Annotated in this window: 8 protein-coding genes; all 8 read left to right on the forward strand. The window is 34.1% G+C overall.

What is annotated here, in order from left to right; genetic code table 11:
• The first annotated feature begins 54 nt into the window (after positions 1 to 54).
• Complete coding sequence (locus P0R33_RS22850; RefSeq protein ID WP_276173401.1) at positions 55 to 3,972, forward strand: InlB B-repeat-containing protein; 3,918 nt, start codon at positions 55 to 57, stop codon at positions 3,970 to 3,972.
• A 77-nt stretch (positions 3,973 to 4,049) separates the two neighbouring features.
• A complete protein-coding gene (locus P0R33_RS22855) occupies positions 4,050 to 4,700 on the forward strand; it encodes a hypothetical protein (RefSeq protein WP_276173402.1) in 651 nt (216 codons plus the stop codon).
• Between the two features lie 415 nt (positions 4,701 to 5,115).
• Positions 5,116 to 7,290, forward strand: coding sequence for an alpha-N-acetylglucosaminidase (locus P0R33_RS22860; RefSeq protein WP_276173403.1), 2,175 nt, complete (start codon positions 5,116 to 5,118; stop codon positions 7,288 to 7,290).
• A 285-nt stretch (positions 7,291 to 7,575) separates the two neighbouring features.
• Positions 7,576 to 10,587 carry a TonB-dependent receptor gene (locus tag P0R33_RS22865; protein WP_276173404.1) on the forward strand — a complete coding sequence of 1,004 codons (3,012 nt, stop codon included), beginning with the start codon at positions 7,576 to 7,578 and terminating at the stop codon, positions 10,585 to 10,587.
• Positions 10,588 to 10,605: 18 nt separating this feature from the next.
• On the forward strand, positions 10,606 to 12,219 hold the full coding sequence (locus P0R33_RS22870; RefSeq protein WP_276173405.1) for a RagB/SusD family nutrient uptake outer membrane protein: 1,614 nt from the start codon (positions 10,606 to 10,608) through the stop codon (positions 12,217 to 12,219).
• Positions 12,220 to 12,547: 328 nt separating this feature from the next.
• The gene (locus P0R33_RS22875) at positions 12,548 to 14,860 is read left to right on the forward strand and encodes a GH92 family glycosyl hydrolase (protein WP_276173406.1); all 2,313 of its coding nucleotides are present in this window, start codon (positions 12,548 to 12,550) and stop codon (positions 14,858 to 14,860) included.
• A 21-nt stretch (positions 14,861 to 14,881) separates the two neighbouring features.
• A complete protein-coding gene (locus tag P0R33_RS22880) occupies positions 14,882 to 17,155 on the forward strand; it encodes a GH92 family glycosyl hydrolase (RefSeq protein ID WP_276173407.1) in 2,274 nt (757 codons plus the stop codon).
• A gap of 13 nt (positions 17,156 to 17,168) precedes the next feature.
• Complete coding sequence (locus tag P0R33_RS22885; RefSeq protein WP_276173408.1) at positions 17,169 to 17,732, forward strand: hypothetical protein; 564 nt, start codon at positions 17,169 to 17,171, stop codon at positions 17,730 to 17,732.
• Positions 17,733 to 17,929 lie beyond the last annotated feature (197 nt).

Consider the following 17,929-nt stretch of genomic DNA (forward strand, 5'->3'; position numbering starts at 1 on the left):
GACAGTAAAGCGCGGACATACAGGCCGAAAATTAAGACTATTGAGAATTTTCCATTGCGGGGCTTTTTTCTTTGCCCAAAGTGCGGCCAGAAGTTAACTGGAAGTAAATGCAAAGGAAGAAGCAAATATTATTACTATTATCACTGCGATAAAGATTGCAGATGGAGAATAAATTCAGAGGTAGTTAATAAAATATTTAAAGAACATTTAAATAAATTAAAACCTTTAGCGGAAGTAAAGAAATTATACACGGCAGTTCTGCTTGAAGCTTACAGAGAGCATACAGGTGTGGTCGCCAATGAAAAGAAGAAATCCCTTGAGCAGATTGCAGTTTATGAAAAGAAATTATCAGTTGCCAGAAATTTGCTGGTTACAGAGAAAATAGATCCTGAAGATTATAATCTCATGAAAGCGGAGTACAATGCTGTTATAAGCAAGCTGGAAAAAGAGATTGGAAATGTAGAAGATGATAGGGCTAATATAGAGCAGTTAACGAACTCAGGACTGGAAAACCTTATAAAACTCGGGGAGACCTTTGAAAATGGGACTTTAGCTGATTCCAGGGAGATGATTGGTTTAATTTTTCCTGAAAATTTCACATTTGAAGAAAAGAAAATCCGCACCGCCCGGATCAATGAATTCTTTAATGGCGAAGGAAAAATCGAAGTGAAGAAAGAAGCTACTAATGGTAATAATGATCCAGTTCCTGCATTTCCAGGTGCAGAAGGCTACGGTAAATATGTTACAGGCGGACGCGGCGGAAAGTTGATTTATGTTACTAATTTAAATGATTCTGGTGCAGGATCGCTTCGTGATGCAATCGGTCAGGCTGGTCCAAGAATTGTTGTTTTTAAAGTGTCTGGAAATATTGAATTGAAAAGTGAGTTAAACATAACAGATAATATCACAATTGCTGGACAAACAGCGCCAGGTGGTGGAATTACCTTGAAAGATTACAATGTAAAAGTAAGAGGGAATAACGTCATTCTTCGTTATTTGCGTTTTAGAATGGGAGATACTCATGATGTTGAAAATGATGCTTTAGGCGGACGTTTTCAAAAGAATATCATTGTAGATCACTGTTCTATGAGCTGGTCAACGGATGAATGCGTTTCTTTCTATCAAAATGAAAATTTCACTATGCAATGGTGTATTATTTCTGAAAGTCTTAGAAATTCGGTTCATGCAAAAGGTGCGCACGGATATGGAGGTGTTTGGGGAGGTAAAAATGCTTCATTCCATCATAATTTATTAGCGCATCATGATAGCCGTAATCCGAGATTAGGAGAATACGCAAATGATATTTTTGCTAAAACAGATTTAGTTGATATTCGTAACAACGTAATTTACAATTGGGGAGGAAATAGCTGTTACGGCGGAGATGCCATGAATGTAAATCTGGTAAATAATTATTGGAAACCAGGACCTGGGACATCTAATTCGACAAAAGAACGTATTTTATCAACAGGAAGAAGTTTAGATACGACTTCGCCATTGTATGGAATTTGGGGTAAATATTTCGTTGATGGAAATTATGTTGTAGGATCAGAAAGAGCAACTCAAGACAACTGGACGTATGGAGTTTATAGTCAGTTTCATGGAAGCCAGCTTCCTGTAAGTGATGCTGATAAAGCTGCATTAAAAATTAGCGCGCCACATGCATTTGGTGAAATTACAACGCACAGCGCTACAAAAGCCTACGAATTAGTTTTAGAAAATGCGGGTTCAAATTTATACCGAGATGCTGTAGACAAAAGAGCCGTAGACGATACTCGTTCTGGTACAGCTAGTATTATGAATGGCGGTAACGGAAGTACTAATGGTTATATAGACACACCTTCAGCAACAGGCGGATGGCCAGTATTACCTTCTGGAGAAGCTCCTGTTGATACAGATGGTGATGGTATGCCTGATAAATGGGAAACAGAAAAGGGATTAAACCCCGCAAGTTCTGCCGACGGTAATTTAAAAACAATTGATGGAAAGTATACAAATGTTGAGGTATATATTAATAGTATTGTAGATAATCTTGTTTCAAACCAAAATGGAAGTTTAGATGTATATGTAAATCCGCAAAACTTTGTAGAAAAATATAATGCTGCTGAAAATGGTTCAAAATTTATTATGGCAAGCGGAACTTATACTGCAACAACCGATTTAGCGGTTAAAAATCATAAATATACTTTTGTTCCTGATGCTGGAGCAAAACCCATTTTTGCTGGATCTTTCTACTCAGAAAATCCTGAAATCTTCTCAGGAAGCTTCAGTTTTGACGGTGTTGATTTTGATTTGACAAATGCTGGAGCAAATGTATTGCAACTGAAAAAAGGTGCTTCAATAGCTGGTTTCGAAATCAAAAATGCTTCTATCAAAGGAATCAAACAAAGTTTATTGCTGACAGAAGGAACTAGCGAAAAACCTATTTCAAAAGTTGTTTTAGAAAACTGTATTATTGACGGAAGTGCAGCTACAGGCAGCAGTTTTATTCTAGCAGATTCTCGAATTGTCAATTCAGTTTCGGTTAAGAAATCCACTATTTTTAATTATGAAAAGGGAAATAATTTTATAACGCTGCAAAATAAAAATACAGCAAACGAAACTATAAATATAACTTTTGAAAGTAATACGATTTATAATTCAGGCAATCAGGCTGGAAATGGTTTTGTGTTTGTAGATAATCAATATAATAGTGCTTCGACGTATTCTTTCAAAAATATCATTATGCAAGATGAACGTGATAATCCTAAACCGATTTATCTGTTCAATTCTAATAATGTAAACGGAGCAGGAAAATTAGTTTTAGAGAATAATCTTCTAGTTGGTGTTTCTTCTCAAATAGTTAAAGGAACGGTTACAGTTACAGAAACAAATGCTAAGACATTAAATGGTTTAGGAATGACAGTACTTGTGTTTCCAAACCCAGCGCAAGGAAATTTTAGTTTCTCTAAAGATTCTCCATTAGCCAAAGCTTCTTCAGAGGGAAATGCTTTAGGAGATCCAAGATGGTTAAAAGCAGATGCGAAGTTTTCTAAAATAAGTTATATCAATGCTATTGACGGAAAAGCCATAACACTTTCTCCAGCAGAATATATGGAAGGAGCTTTGACAAATTTAAAATCGCCAAAATTAGAAAGTTATACCTTCTTTGGTTGGTCTGCTTCTGCAACAACTCCAGGATTAATTAAAACAATTGCTGCAACAGCAACGGGAGATCAAACTTTTTATGCTTTTTGGGGAGAAGGCGGAAATAATAAACCTGATCCAAAACCTATTGTAAAATCAGGTGTTTCATATTTAAATTCTATTGATGGAAAAGTTATTTCAGGATTAAATCCTGTAGAATATACAGAAGGAACGGTATTGGCATTGCCAACTCCAACCTTAAAGGATTATACTTTCTACGGATGGTCTGCTTCTTCAACAACACCAAATACAATTAAAGAAATTGCTGCTTCTTCAACAGGAAATCAAACATTTTATGCTTTCTGGGGCGTTGGCGGTAATAATAAACCTGATGAGGTAATTCAGCCGACTTTTTATACCATTTCGTATTTAAATATGCCATCTGGAGCGACCAATCCAAATAAAACAAGCGTGCAGACCGGAACTGCTTTTACATTAGAAATGGCGCAATGTACAGGTTATCGTTTTCTAGGTTGGTATGCTGATTCCTTATACGCAAAAGAAATAACAGGTTTTACAAATAAGCAGACAGAGAATTTTACACTTTACGGACGTTGGAAGAAATTGGGCGAATTTTTAGCATTTCCAACTATTACAACAGGAAAACTAACATTGCAATCAAGTACAGAATTTGATCGTCTGGCTATTTTCAGCATGAGCGGGCTCTTGGTAAAACAAGTGGAACTTATTGGTTCTGAAATGGAAATTTCTGTTTCTGATTTGGCTTCTGGAAGCTATTTCATTAAAAGCTTAAAAACAGGAAATTCAACAAGAATAATTGTAAAATAAATTCAAAATTCGGAAGGAGTTTTTATTCGTTCCGAATTTTAAAAATTGATCAGTTTAAAAATTAAATCATCATAGATATGAATAATAGTATAAAATTATTAGTGCTTTTTTTCATTACTTTATTGTCATCTTGTTCAAGTGATGATGAAAGTAATCAAGATACTAATTCAAATAAAGGATTTTTAAAAATTGGCAATCAGACGGTAGAATTATCGCAAGGATATCTTGAAAATTATGGTATTCGAGGAAATGCTTACAATATTGATTTTTCGTTACGATCTAAATCAATTTCTGAAAAAGAAGATGGAGCAGTTGTATATTTTGAATTGTTTTCTTCGCTTCAAAATAATTTAGCAAAAGGCGATTATAGTTTTGCAGGATATTCGGAAGCAACTGCGTATACTTTTACAAAATGGGGACAATCCATTCTGGGTAAAAATATTAATCCAGGAAAAGGAGATTTGTCTGTTTCAAATGGAGTAAGCATAAGACCTTTGAGCGGCACTTTTAAAGTTGCAGAAAATGGTCAGAAGTATAAAGTTAGTTTTACAGGAAAAGGTACAGCAAGTATTTATAAAGACGGAGTTCTTGCTTCAACTCAAAATGATGTTGCTTTCAGCATGCAATATTATGGGGATGTAAAAAAATCCGAAGGCAAAAATTTTACTGCCAAAAAACTTAATTCATCCGAATTAATTCAAAAAGATCATTCTATTCTATTTAATTGATCTTTAAATAATAGATTTTAATAGCAAAGAGCCTGATTTTTTCAGGCTCTTTTTTTTGTTTTTGTGCAAAAGTAAGCTTCAAATAATAAATAAAAACAAATAAAGTCCAGATAAATCTGAAGTTGAGCCATCATGTTTAATATGTCTATTTTTTTGATTAATCTGTCCATCTTTAAAATATGCATTAGCAGTAATTTTATTTTCGATCCAAACACGGTTTACTTTTATTGCATTTTGCTCTAATTAAATATGGAGAGATATTTTTTGAAAGTAGGTAATAAAAACAAAAAGTAAAAGGTTGTTGATTAGTAAATATTTTGTTAGTTTTTATTAGTTCGGGAGATTAATTCATCATTTAATCTCCCTTATTTTTTTGTTTACAAATGCAATGTTATAATTTATTAAATCCGAGAATATGAAAAGAATGAATTTTAAAATCAAAAACTATAATTGCCTCAGATTGGCTATGCTTTTTCTGTCGTTGTTATTTTTCGGTTCCTTAAAAGGATACTCTAAGAATGACGAAAAAACAAAAAATGCGGCTGCTGTATTAGAAAGACTTATTGGTAATCGTGTTAATGAATTTGAATTGACTATTGTTGAAAATAAATCAGAACATAAAGATTGGTTTGAAGTAGAAACAACCGCAAATCTTGTAAAAATTAAAGGTTCAAACAACACGGCAATCTGTTATGCGGCTTATAATTTTCTTCGAGATATTGGAGCTGTGTTAGTAAGCTGGGAAGGAAACAAAGTCAATTTGCCTAAAACTTGGCCAAAATATTCCAAAAAAGGAAATACGCCTTTTGAATATAGAGAATATTTAAATGCTTGTACTTTTGGCTACACAACTCCTTGGTGGGATTGGAATCGTTGGGAACAAGAAATCGATTGGATGGCCATGCACGGTATCAATCTTCCAACAGCTATGGAAGGTCAGGAAGCAGCATGGCAGGAATTATGGAAAGAATACGGCTTAACAGATAGCCAGTTAGAAGCACATTTTGCTGGGCCAGCTTATTTGCCTTGGCAGCGTATGGGAAATATTAATAGTTTAGAAGGACCTTTGCCAAAAGAATGGTTTACTAAAAAACAGGAACTTCAAAAGAAAATTTTAGAAAGAATGCGAGCTTTAGACATGCATCCGGTTGTGCCTGCTTTTAGCGGTTATGTTCCTAAGGCTTTCGCCGAAAAACATCCTGAAGCCAAAATAACAGAATTAAAATCTTGGTCAGGCGGAGGTTTTGCAAGTACTTTTCTGGTAGATTCAAAAGATCCGTTATTTAAAAAAATCGGAAAACGCTTTATTGAAATTTACACTAAAATGTATGGAAAATCTAATTTCTACTTGGCAGATTCTTTTAATGAAATTGAACCTCCAGTTTCTGAACATAATAAATATGAAGAACTGGCAAATTACGGAAGCGCTATTTATGAAACCATTAATGAAGCAGCTCCCGGTGCAGTTTGGGTAATGCAAGGTTGGCTTTTTGGCGATAATAAAGAATTTTGGACAAAAGAAGCGACAAGTGCATTTCTTAGCAAAGTGCCAAACGACCGCTTAATGGTTCAGGATTATGCAAATGACCGTTACAAAGTATGGGAAAATCAGGAAGCTTTTTACGGAAAGCAATGGACTTACGGGTATGTACATAATTATGGAGGATCTAATCCAGTTTATGGAGATTTGAATTTCTATAAAAACGAATTAACGAGTTTATTGAAAAATCCGAATAAAGGAAATGTTGTCGGTTACGGCGCAATGCCAGAAGGCTTGAATAATAATTCTATTGTTTACGAATATATTTATGATCTTCCGTGGAGCAAAGGAGAACAGCCTGTAAAAGATTGGCTAACAAAATATTTAAATGCTAGATATGAACAGCATACCGTTTCTAAACCAATTTTTCAAGCTTGGCAATTATTATTAGAATCTGTTTATAATGTCAAATATTGGGAAACGCGTTGGTGGAATGATAGAGCTGGAGCGTACTTGTTTTTTAAACGTCCAACCGCAACTATTACAGAATTTAAAGTAAATCCTGGAGACAAGAAAAAACTCAAAGAAGCTTTGGATATTTTAACTAAAGAAGCGAAGAAATACAATCAGAACAATTTTATTCAATACGATTTAATCGATGTTTCGAGACATTATTACTCTTTAATTATTGATGAAGAATTGATGGAATGTGTAGCATCTTATCAGAAAAAAGATATTGCAAAAGGAAATCAATTATTTAAAAAAATAGAAAAACAAGCTTTGGATATTGATAATATAATGTCGGCACAGCCATTAAATAGTTTAGATCAATGGGTAAAATCTGCTTCAGATTATGGAAGTTTACCAGCAGTTTCTAAATTGTATGCAAAAAATGCTAAAACATTAATTACACTTTGGGGCGGAGAAGGTCATTTGAATGATTATGCGTCTAGATCTTGGCACGGAATGTATAAAGGTTTTTACTGGCCAAGATGGAAAATGTTTTTAGAAGCTTTAAAAAAATCAGCAGAAAATAATACTCCATTTGATGAAACAAAAGAAAGAGAATTAATTAAAAATTGGGAAATTAATTGGATAGAAAATAATTAAAAAAAGACTTTCTTGATAATTAATCCGTATATAAACAAAATTTAACTTAATACTTAAACCATAACCTTAAACTACACCAAAAATATGAAATGAAAAACTACGAAATCGATTAATTAATAGGTATTTAATTATAGAAAATTATAAAAATAACTTTGAAAAGCCTTGCTGTCATTGACTTTATTGAAATTATCCATGTTTATGAATAACTTGTCCATTTGCTAACATTTCTTTAACAGTAATTTCGTCAATACTATTTAACCAATTAACCAATTAACCAATATCAAAATGGAAAAACTTAAACTTTTATTATTAGCCTTTTTCTTTGGCTTCTCAATTAATACTTGGGCACAAAAAACAGAAGTGTCCGGTGTAGTTTTAGATGACAAAGGTATTCCTCTGCCAGCCGCGAACATACTCGAAAAGGGTACAACAAATACTGTAACAACAGATTTTGATGGAAAATTTAGATTTTCAGTTTCAAACAAAAATGCAGTATTAGTCATTTCTTTTATTGGATTTGATGATCAAACTTTAAAATTAGACGGAACAAAATCCAATTATTCAATTAAATTACAATCTACTACAAACAATCTAGAACAAGTTGTTGTAGTTGGATACGGAAAAGGAAATCGTAAAAACCTTACCACTTCTGTAACTTCCATAAAAGCAGAAGAACTGAACAAAGGAGCAATTAGTGATGTTGGACAGCTTTTACAAGGTAAAGTTTCTGGTTTGAATATTTCTTCAAGCGGTGATCCAACAAAAACAGCTTCTGTAGTGATGCGTGGAGTTTCGACATTAAATAGTTCTCAAGGACCATTTTATGTAATCGATGGTATTCCTGGAGTTGATATTTCGGTAATTTCACCAGACGATATCGCTTCAATTGACGTCTTAAAAGATGCTGCTGCAACGGCAATTTACGGTAACCGTGCTGCAAATGGAGTTATCATGGTAACTACTAAAAAAGGTAGTAAAGGAAGAACACAAGTTGCTTACAATGGATATGTTGGTTTTGAAGAAGTTTCTAATAATCTGGATATGATGAATGCAGATCAGTTGAGAGCTTTTACAACTAAAAACAATTTGAACTTTACTCCAGAAAATGACAAAGGAGCAAACACAAACTGGTTAAAAGAAATTATGAGACCAAATCGTGCAGTATCTACAAGTCATAATTTATCTATGAGCGGAGGTGGAGATCACGGAAGTTATACGGCAAGTATTACATCTCTTAATAGAGAAGGGGTAATGCAGAAAAGTGATTTTTCTCGTATCATTGCTCGTTTGTCTGTAGAACAATTTGCTTTTGATGATAAAGTGAAATTCGGATTAAACGTTACCAATTCAAAAACAGATTACCAAAACGTACCACAGCGTAATACGGTACTTCTGCAAGCAGCAAGTTATTTACCAGTTTCTCCAGTTAGAAATGCAGACGGAAGTTTTTACGAAAACTTTATTAGCCCAGGATATTTTAATCCAGTTGCTTTGATTGAACATGGAACAGATGAAACAACTACAAATAACCTTGTTGGTAATCTTACTGCTGAAGTAAAACTTCCATTTGGAATTACTTACAATTTAAATTTAGCTCACCAAAGATTAACATCTTCTCACGGAGAATTTTATGACAGCTATTATTCACAATATAATAGTGCGAACTTTTACAACAACCCAGATCCACCTTTGACAAAATCGTTGGTTAACTTTGGTGTAAATGGTTCTGCTTTAAGAAATTCTTACGAAACTAGAAATAACATTATCGAGAGTTTCTTTACTTGGGATAGAACTTTTGGATCTCATAAAGTAAAAGCTGTTTTAGGTTATTCTTGGCAAGAAAATACATTAGGAGACGGGTTTCAAGCAACTACAACAAATTTCCCTGTAGATAATGTAGGTTATAATAACCTTGCTTTAAGTAACTATACTTCTGTTAATGGTTATGTAGTGAATTTTGGTGATAGTAAAGCATATCAAAAAACACGTTTAATTGCTTACTTCGCACGTTTAAACTACAATTATAAAGATAAATATCTTTTACAAGGATCTATCAGACGAGATGGTGGATCAATGTTTGGAGCTAACAACCAATGGGGATATTTCCCATCTGTGGGTGGTGCTTGGAGAATTGACAAAGAAAGCTTCATGCAAAATCAAGAATTTTTTAGTGACTTGAAATTGAGAGGAAGCTGGGGAGTTACAGGAAACTCTTCTGGATTTAATGCTTACACAGCGCAATTTATTTCTGGTAGTTTAGGAACTTTCTATTACAACGGACAACAAATTGGTGCTTACGGACCAAATCAGGCAGCGAATCCGGATTTGAAATGGGAAAAAACAGCTACTGCAAACATTGGACTTGATTTCTCAATCTTAAAAGGAAAAGTAACAGGTTCTGTTGACGTGTACGACAAGAAAACAACAGATATGATCTTCAACTACAATGTTAACCCAGTACTTGTACCAGTTGGAACAATTGTAGCAAACGGTGGAACAATGTCTAACAAAGGTATCGAACTTAGCTTGAGCACAACTCCAGTTAAAACCGCAGATTTCAGCTGGACAACAAATTTAAACTTAGCTCATAACAAAAACGAAATTGTAAAATTAACAAGCCCATTCTTTGTTGGTGGAGATTCTATTCGTAGAGTTCAGCCTGATGGAGGGGGACAAACAGGAAGCACACTTCAGATTTTTAAAGAAGGAAAACCTTTAGGACAATTCTTTACTTTGAAATATGCGGGAAAAAATGCTGATGGAGTTTCTCAGTATTATGACAAAAACGGTAATTTGACAACTACACCTCAAATCGGAGTAGATTATCATTATGCAGGAAGTGCACAGCCAAAATTATTGCTTGGATGGGGAAATAACTTTCAATACAAAAAATTTGATTTAAGCATTTTCTTCAGAGGAGTATTTGGAAACAAAATTTTCAATGCCACTCGTGCTGATTTGTTCAGACCAAGTACAGCAATGACCAATAATATTTTAGTTGACGCAGGAAACGAGTCACCAAACGACCTTAACTCTTATAAATACTCTGATCGTTTTATTGAAGACGGTAGTTATTTAAGATTAGACAACATGACTTTAGGATATAATTTTGGTAAAGTTGGAAGGTATATCAGCAGTGTACGTATTTACCAAACGATTAACAATGTGTTTGTTATTACGAAGTACACAGGTATTGATCCAGAGGTTGAACAAGGAGGAACAGCTCCAGGTGTAGATTCTAATAACTTCTATCCAAAAACTAGAACTTATATGTTCGGTTTAAACGTTAGCTTCTAAAAATTAAATTCAAAAATTATGAAAAAGATATTAAAATATTTAGGTCTTCCAGTGCTTTTGGCTGGTTTAGTATGGTCTTGCGACGATCTTGAAGTGCCTATTACAACGCAATTAACACCAGAAGTATTTCCTCAGAATTCGACACAATATATTCAGACAACAGGTCCAGTTTACGCAGCCTTTCGTGGTGAGTTCTCATTTGCTTGGTGGTGGTCGCAGTCTTTGTCTACAGACGAAGCTATTTTGCCTGCAAGAGGAGGAAACTGGTTTGATAACAGAAACTATATTTCCATGCATTATCATGACTGGAATGCAGATAACGGAATCATCGGAAGTCTTTGGGATTGGTCATCTAAAGTAATTGGAACAAGCAATCAAGCAATTTCTATTTTAAGACAAACAATGCCAGAAGGTGCAGACAAAAAAACGTTGATTTCAGAATTGAAGACAATGCGTGCCATTTCTTACTTCATGTTAATGGATAGTTACGGTGATGTGCCTTTGGATACTTTGTACGGAGATTTTACTTCTCACGCTAAAACACCAAGAGCAGAAGTTTTCAATTTTATTGAAAAAGAATTAAAAAGCGCAGTTCCTAATTTAAATCCAGCATCTGGTGTTACCACTTACGGAAGACCAAACAAACAAACAGCTAATGCAATGTTGGCTAAATTGTATTTGAATGCAAACATTTATACAGGAAGTGCACGTTACAACGAATGTATTGCAGCTTGTGATGAAGTTATTAATTCTGGTTTATATGCTGTTGAACCAAGAGCGACTTATCTACAGATGTTTTATCCAACAAACGGACCAGCAATGAAAGAGTTTATTTTTGCTGTTCCTTACGATCCAGCGGCGGTAACAGTTGGTTTCAATGGCCAGATGTATCACGCACGTTATGATGTGCCTCGTTCAGAAAGAGCTAAATTCGGTCTTCCGTATACGCCTAGTGCACCAAGAAGTACCCTTCCAGAATTTTACGCTTACTTTAATGATGTAAATGATATTCGTAACAGACAATGGCTTACAGGTCTTCAGTACATGAATGATGGTGTTACGCCAGTAATGGTTACCACAACTAAAAAAGGATACGATCAGTTTTATACAGGTGCTGATGGTGGTGCTACTTACACATATCAAGTAAATTTAACACCAGATATTATACTTCGTCAAAGCGTTGCTTTAATGGATCTTGGAAACGATGAAATTGCTTGGAATATGGGTTATAGAAATATTAAATTCTATCCAGATGCGACTTCTACAAACCGTAACCAAAAGAACGACGTTCCTTTCTTACGTTATTCAGATATTCTTTTAATGAAAGCAGAATCAATCCTTCGTGGAGGAGGTGCAACATTAGGACAAACTGCAGATATTTTAGTTAATATGGTTCGCTCTAACCGTACTACTTCTGCAGCTTTGAGCGGTGTAACTTTAGAAGATCTTTACAAAGAAAGAAGCCGTGAATTTACTTGGGAAGCATGGCATAGAAATGATATGATCCGTTTTGGAAAATATGAAGGACAATGGGGTTACAAAACAAATACAGATGTTTACCGTCGTGTTTTCCCAATTCCAACAAATGCAATGGTATTAAATCCAGCTCTTACTCAAAATACTGGATATTAAAAATAAGAATTTAGTTAAGTACACATTTGTAATTTAATTTTAAAAGGAGAGGAGAGTCAAAAATCTTCTCCTTTTTTTACAAAAGAAAACTGGTTTTTTCAGTTGCTCGTGAGAATCAGTTCAGTTTATTTTTTTTGAATGAAACAAAGCTTAATGGAATGCCGTTTCGGAAATTGATTGAAAAATTAAGCTTTGTAACATTCTGTTAAATTATTTAGAGATTATGTTAACATCAATAATTCTCTAGCATTTCTACTGCCTTTTGTTTTCGATTTAATGATAAGTAAACATTGAAAAAAACTTTTTAAACTAATATTGCCTCACATACATGGAATTCAATAAAATCTTTAAAATAGCACGTATCGTAATAAGTTTAACTCTTATTTTTTTAATGTCATGCAACGCTCAAAAATCAGTTTCTCTAAAAAAGAAACAAATCTCAGATATGGTTTACCCGTTGTTGGACACTGAAAACTCAAGATGGTTTTACTTTTCATCTGCGAGCCGTCCGTTTGGAATGGTAACTTTGAATCCAGATACAGAAATTAAAGGCGATTGGGGAGGCGGTTATAAATATACAACCGATACAGTTAAAGGTTTTAGTCACGTTCACGAATGGCAAATGTCTGGTGTATCTGTAATGCCTGTCACCGTTTCAAATGAAAACAAGGCAATTATTTTCAAAGATTTTTATTCCAAATTCAATCATCAAAGTGAAATTATTACACCTGGATATCATTCTTTAAAACTAAATAGATATCAAATAACAGCAGAATTAACAAGTACGGCAAGAGTTGGTTTTCATAAATATACTTTTCCTGCAAATGCTCAAAAGGCGGTACTTTTTAATTTGAATACTGTTTTAGGGCCATGCGACAATACGGATGGAAAATTAGAAAAAAACAATGATTTTGAACTTTCTGGATCTTTAGTTTTAAGTACAAATTTTAGACGCCCAAAACCATTAACCGTATTTTTTAAAGTTAAAACGAATCAGCCTATTACTTCTTTAGAAAGAGATAATGTTACGGGAAATTATTTGATTCATTTTGCTAAAACAAAAGAAAAAGTATTGATGAAAGTCGGTATTTCTTATACTTCGATTGAAAACGCCAATAACAATATTGAAACCGAATTAACCCATTGGGATTTTGATAAAACTGTTGCTGATTCCAGAAACGAATGGAGCAATTTATTAGGAAGAATAAAAATTGAAGGCGGAACAGAAACCGATAAAAGAAGATTTTACACTGATTTATGGCATGCTCTGCAAGGGAGAAAAAAGATCAGTGATGCAAATGGATCCTATCCTGATAATACGGGGGACACGTTCAGGATAGGGCATTTACCTTTAAACGCCAACAGAAAACCGAAATTCAATCACTACAATTCGGATGCATTTTGGGGAGCGCAATGGACAATTAATAATCTATGGGGATTGGTATATCCTGAGATTATGGAAGAATTTGTGTATTCTTTAATGCAATATTATAAAGACGGAGGTTCAATTCCGCGTGGTCCTTCGGGAGGAAATGATACTTACGTAATGACGGGAGCTTCTGCAACACCATTCATTGTGAGCGCGATTCAAAAAGGAATTGTAAAAGAAGATTTAGAAGCTATTTATGTGGCACTAAAAAAAGGTCATATGGAAGGCGGAATTATGGCAAAAGCGGGTTATGAGCACAACACAAGTATTGGTGGTGGGCTAAAATATTATTTAGAAAAAGGTTATGTGCCGTATCCGCTTCCTGATGGAAATTTTGGAAGTCATGAAGACGGGGCAAGCCAGACTTTAGAATATGCGTATCAAGATTGGACTTTGGCGCAATTGGCTAAAAAACTGAATCATGAAGAAGATTATGATTATTTCATCAAAAGATCAAAAAACTATCAAAATGTTTTTGATGCAACAATTGGCTGGATGCGTCCAAAAGATGTAACAGGAAAATGGAGAGAAAATTACGATCCGTATCAATACGAAAATGGATTTATTGAATCAAACGGAGCGCAATCAACATGGTTTGTGCCGCATGATATTCTTGGTTTGGCAGAGTTAATGGGTGGAAAAGAAAAAGCTGTTTTAAAATTAAATGCACAATTTGAAACGGCTAAAAATCAAAAATATACTTCTGGAACATCTCACGATGCAGAATTACACCCAGAGTTTAGCAGAATTCCGGTAAATTTTGGAAATCAGCCTTCAATGCAAACTTCTAATATTTTTACGGTTTTAGGAAGACCAGATTTAACGCAATATTGGACAAGAAATGTTGTCAAAGAAACCTTCAGCGGATTATCGCCTGCAACGGGTTACAACGGAGACGAAGATCAAGGATTAATGGGAAGTTTAAACGTTTTATTGAAGCTTGGTTTATTTCAGATGAATGGCGGAACAGACAGTAATGCAGTTTATCAAATCGGAAGTCCAATATTTAATAAAATAACTATTGATTTGAATCCGAAATATTATTCAGGGAAAGCATTTGTTATTAATGCAAAGAATAATAGCGCAGAAAATGTTTATATAAAAGATATAAAATTCAACAATAAAGCAGTTCAGAATTTTACTCTTTCACATCAAGAAATTACAAATGGTGGAGAATTAGTTTTAGAAATGTCGAATACATCAAACCCCTAATATTAAAGAAAATAACATTAAATGAAAAATCCAAAGTCTATCATTTTCTTAGCGATAAGCTTTCTTTTTGCAATCGAAAATTATGCACAGTCAAAAGTTCATCAATATGTTGATCCGATGATTGGTTCAGAAGGAGTTGGGAGAGTTTTTATTGGTCCGTCTTGCCCATACGGAATGGTAAAACCAAGTCCAGATTGTACATCGAGTCCAAACAGCGGTTGGTTGCCAATTCCTAAAGAAGTTACAGGTTTTAGCCAAGTGCACGTAAGCGGAACAGGAGGAGGACCAAAATATGGAAATATTCAGATTATGCCTTTTTCTGGAGCTTTGGATAAAATGGATCAGACTTCGTTTAGAGCAGAAGAAAATGTTAAACTTGGATATTATGAAACTGTTTTTAAGGAGAATAAAATTAAAACCGAAATAACGACAGGAGAAAAAGTGTCGTTTTATCGTTTTACTTTTCCAAAAAATACTTCTAAAGAATTAAAAATAGATCCAGGTTTTTTTCTTGGTGAAGAGAAAATTCCAGACGCTAGAGAAGCACAGCAATTTGTGGGTTCGCAAATCGAAATTGTTTCTGATACCGAAGTGAGAGGTTATAGCAGAATTAGAGGCGGATGGAATAACGGCCGCGCTTACACCGTTTATTTCTGGGCAACTTTCGACCAGCCAATTGCAAAATATGTAACGTTTAAAGATGGAAAATTTTATAGCAATCAAAAAGCTCAGTTTGATTCTGGAAAAAAAACAGCGGCTTTACTTTCTTTTGGAAATTCTGAAAAAGAGGAATTAAATGTAAAAATCGGAATTTCTTTTTTAAGTGAATTGAAAGCGAAAAACAATATTGAGGTAGAAATTCCGCACTGGAATTTTGATAATGTTTTAGTAGCATTAGAAAATAAATGGGAAAATCTATTAAATAGAATTCAGCTTTCTGCTGACACTTCAGAAGAATATAAAAAAATGTTCTACACAGGTTTGTATCACACTATGATTATGCCTGTTGACCGAACTGGAGAAAACCCGTTATGGACAAATGACGAGCCATATTACGATGATTTTTACACGATTTGGGACACATTTCGAACTTCGAGTCCATTAATTACTCTGATAGATTCTAAACGAAAAGTGGATATTATCAATGCTATGCTGAATATCTACAAGCGCGAAGGCTACTTGCCAGAAGGAAGAAGCGGAAACGATAATGGAAGAACGCAAGGCGGTTCAAATGCCGAAGTAGTTTTAGCTGATGCATTCGTAAAAAACTTAAAAGGAATAGATTATGAATTGGCGCTTCAAGCAATGCTTAAAGACGCAACAGTTCCTCCTGGCGGTAATGAAGAGAAAGAAGGAAGAGGCGGACTTTTAGATTATCTGAAATTAGGTTATGTTCCGTACGGTACAGATCGCGCTGGAAACCGCACTATCGATTATTCATACAATGATTATAATATTGCCGTTGTTGCCAAAGGATTAGGAAAGACAGATTTGTATAATCAATACATGAAACAAGCTGAAAACTGGCAGAATTTATGGCGTGCAGATTATGAAAATAATGGAGCTAAAGGTTTTATCATGCCAAAAGACAAAGGTGGAAATTGGCTAGATGATGTTGTTTTTGGTGAGTCTAAGATCCAGAAACCAACTTTTAAATATACGCCCGTAATTATCGAATCGCCTTGGTATGTTTGCCATTGGTGCGTGTTTTTCTACGAAGGAACTTCTTGGGAATATTCATTTAGTCTTCCGCATGATATTCCAGAATTGGTAAAAAAATCAGGTGGAGAAAAAGCATTTGAAAACAGATTGAATACTTTCTTCGACAATGATTTATTTAATGTTGCTAATGAACCTTCATTCTTAACGCCATGTTTATATCATTGGATTGGAAAACCATATTTAAGCAGCGATAGAATCAGAACGATTATAAAAAACAGTTTCAACACTTCGCGCGAAGGTTTACCAGGAAATGATGATTCTGGCGCAATGTCTTCTTGGCTGGCTTTCCACATGATGGGATTATATCCGAATGCTGGACAGCCTTATTACTTGATTAATACACCGCTGATTAAGGAAACAGTTATGAAATTAGAAAACGGCAAAAGTTTCAAAATCGTAACTAAAAAAATGAGCGATAAAAACAAATATATAAAAGGAGCTTTTTTGAATGGAAAACCTTTTAATCAAGCTTGGATTTTACATGAAGATATTAATAACGGTGGAGAACTTGTTCTAGAAATGGATTCTAAGCCTTCAAAATGGGGAACAACAATTTTACCGCCAGCAAAATAAAATGATAAGCAAGATGAAAAATATATTTTTAATGATTCTTTTCTGCATTGTTTATCAGAAAGGAACAGCACAGAACTACATTCCGACAATAAAAAATAATACAGAGTTAAATTACGTTTGTAAGCTTCATGGTCAAACTAGAACGCTATCGCTTAAAGCACAAACAGATGGAAATGGTTTAACTTTTAAATTAGAAACCAGAGGCGTAAAAAGCAGTATCGTGATGCTTCCAGAAGCTGTAAAAAACGGAACAGCATTAAGTTTTAATCAAGGAGAATATGCGCCAATTTTGAACTTGAAACCGACAGAAACTTTTTTTATGATTTCCAGATCAGCGTATCAAGCTTTAGTAAAAAATAGTTCATTTGTTTACAACAATACGACATACGTTTTAGATAAAAACAATGACAAAAACAGTATTTCAATTGACGGAAAAACTGTTGAGACTTTGCACGTTATTGCGCAAATAGATGAAACCGAAATGTGGATTGTAAAAAATCCTGAATTTCCTTTAATCTGTAAAGTAATTAAGAATCCGTTAGGCATTAATCCAACATTGGTAAAAGTTATCGATTAATTTTTTTTAAGCCACAGATTAAAATGATTAACACAGATTAATTAATTGTATAAAAAAAATCATTTTAATCTTTTTAATATGTGGCAAAAAAATAAGTATTGATTTTCAGATAATCAGAAAGAGAAAATAAAGAGATTTCAAAGTTTAATTTTTTCACATTTTAAATATAAATTGATAATTTCTGAACATTAGGCAGA

The organism is Flavobacterium sp. YJ01, from assembly GCF_029320955.1.
In the GTDB taxonomy this organism is placed as follows: Bacteria; Bacteroidota; Bacteroidia; order Flavobacteriales; family Flavobacteriaceae; genus Flavobacterium.

What these genes read in the sequence shown, in the direction of transcription:
- P0R33_RS22875 (WP_276173406.1), top strand. Translation starts at nt 12,548, where the DNA reads ATGGAATTCAATAAAATCTTTAAAATAGCACGTATCGTAATAAGTTTA.
- P0R33_RS22865 (WP_276173404.1), top strand. Translation starts at nt 7,576, where the DNA reads ATGGAAAAACTTAAACTTTTATTATTAGCCTTTTTCTTTGGCTTCTCA.
- P0R33_RS22855 (WP_276173402.1), top strand. Translation starts at nt 4,050, where the DNA reads ATGAATAATAGTATAAAATTATTAGTGCTTTTTTTCATTACTTTATTG.
- P0R33_RS22885 (WP_276173408.1), top strand. Translation starts at nt 17,169, where the DNA reads ATGAAAAATATATTTTTAATGATTCTTTTCTGCATTGTTTATCAGAAA.
- P0R33_RS22870 (WP_276173405.1), top strand. Translation starts at nt 10,606, where the DNA reads ATGAAAAAGATATTAAAATATTTAGGTCTTCCAGTGCTTTTGGCTGGT.
- P0R33_RS22880 (WP_276173407.1), top strand. Translation starts at nt 14,882, where the DNA reads ATGAAAAATCCAAAGTCTATCATTTTCTTAGCGATAAGCTTTCTTTTT.
- P0R33_RS22860 (WP_276173403.1), top strand. Translation starts at nt 5,116, where the DNA reads ATGAAAAGAATGAATTTTAAAATCAAAAACTATAATTGCCTCAGATTG.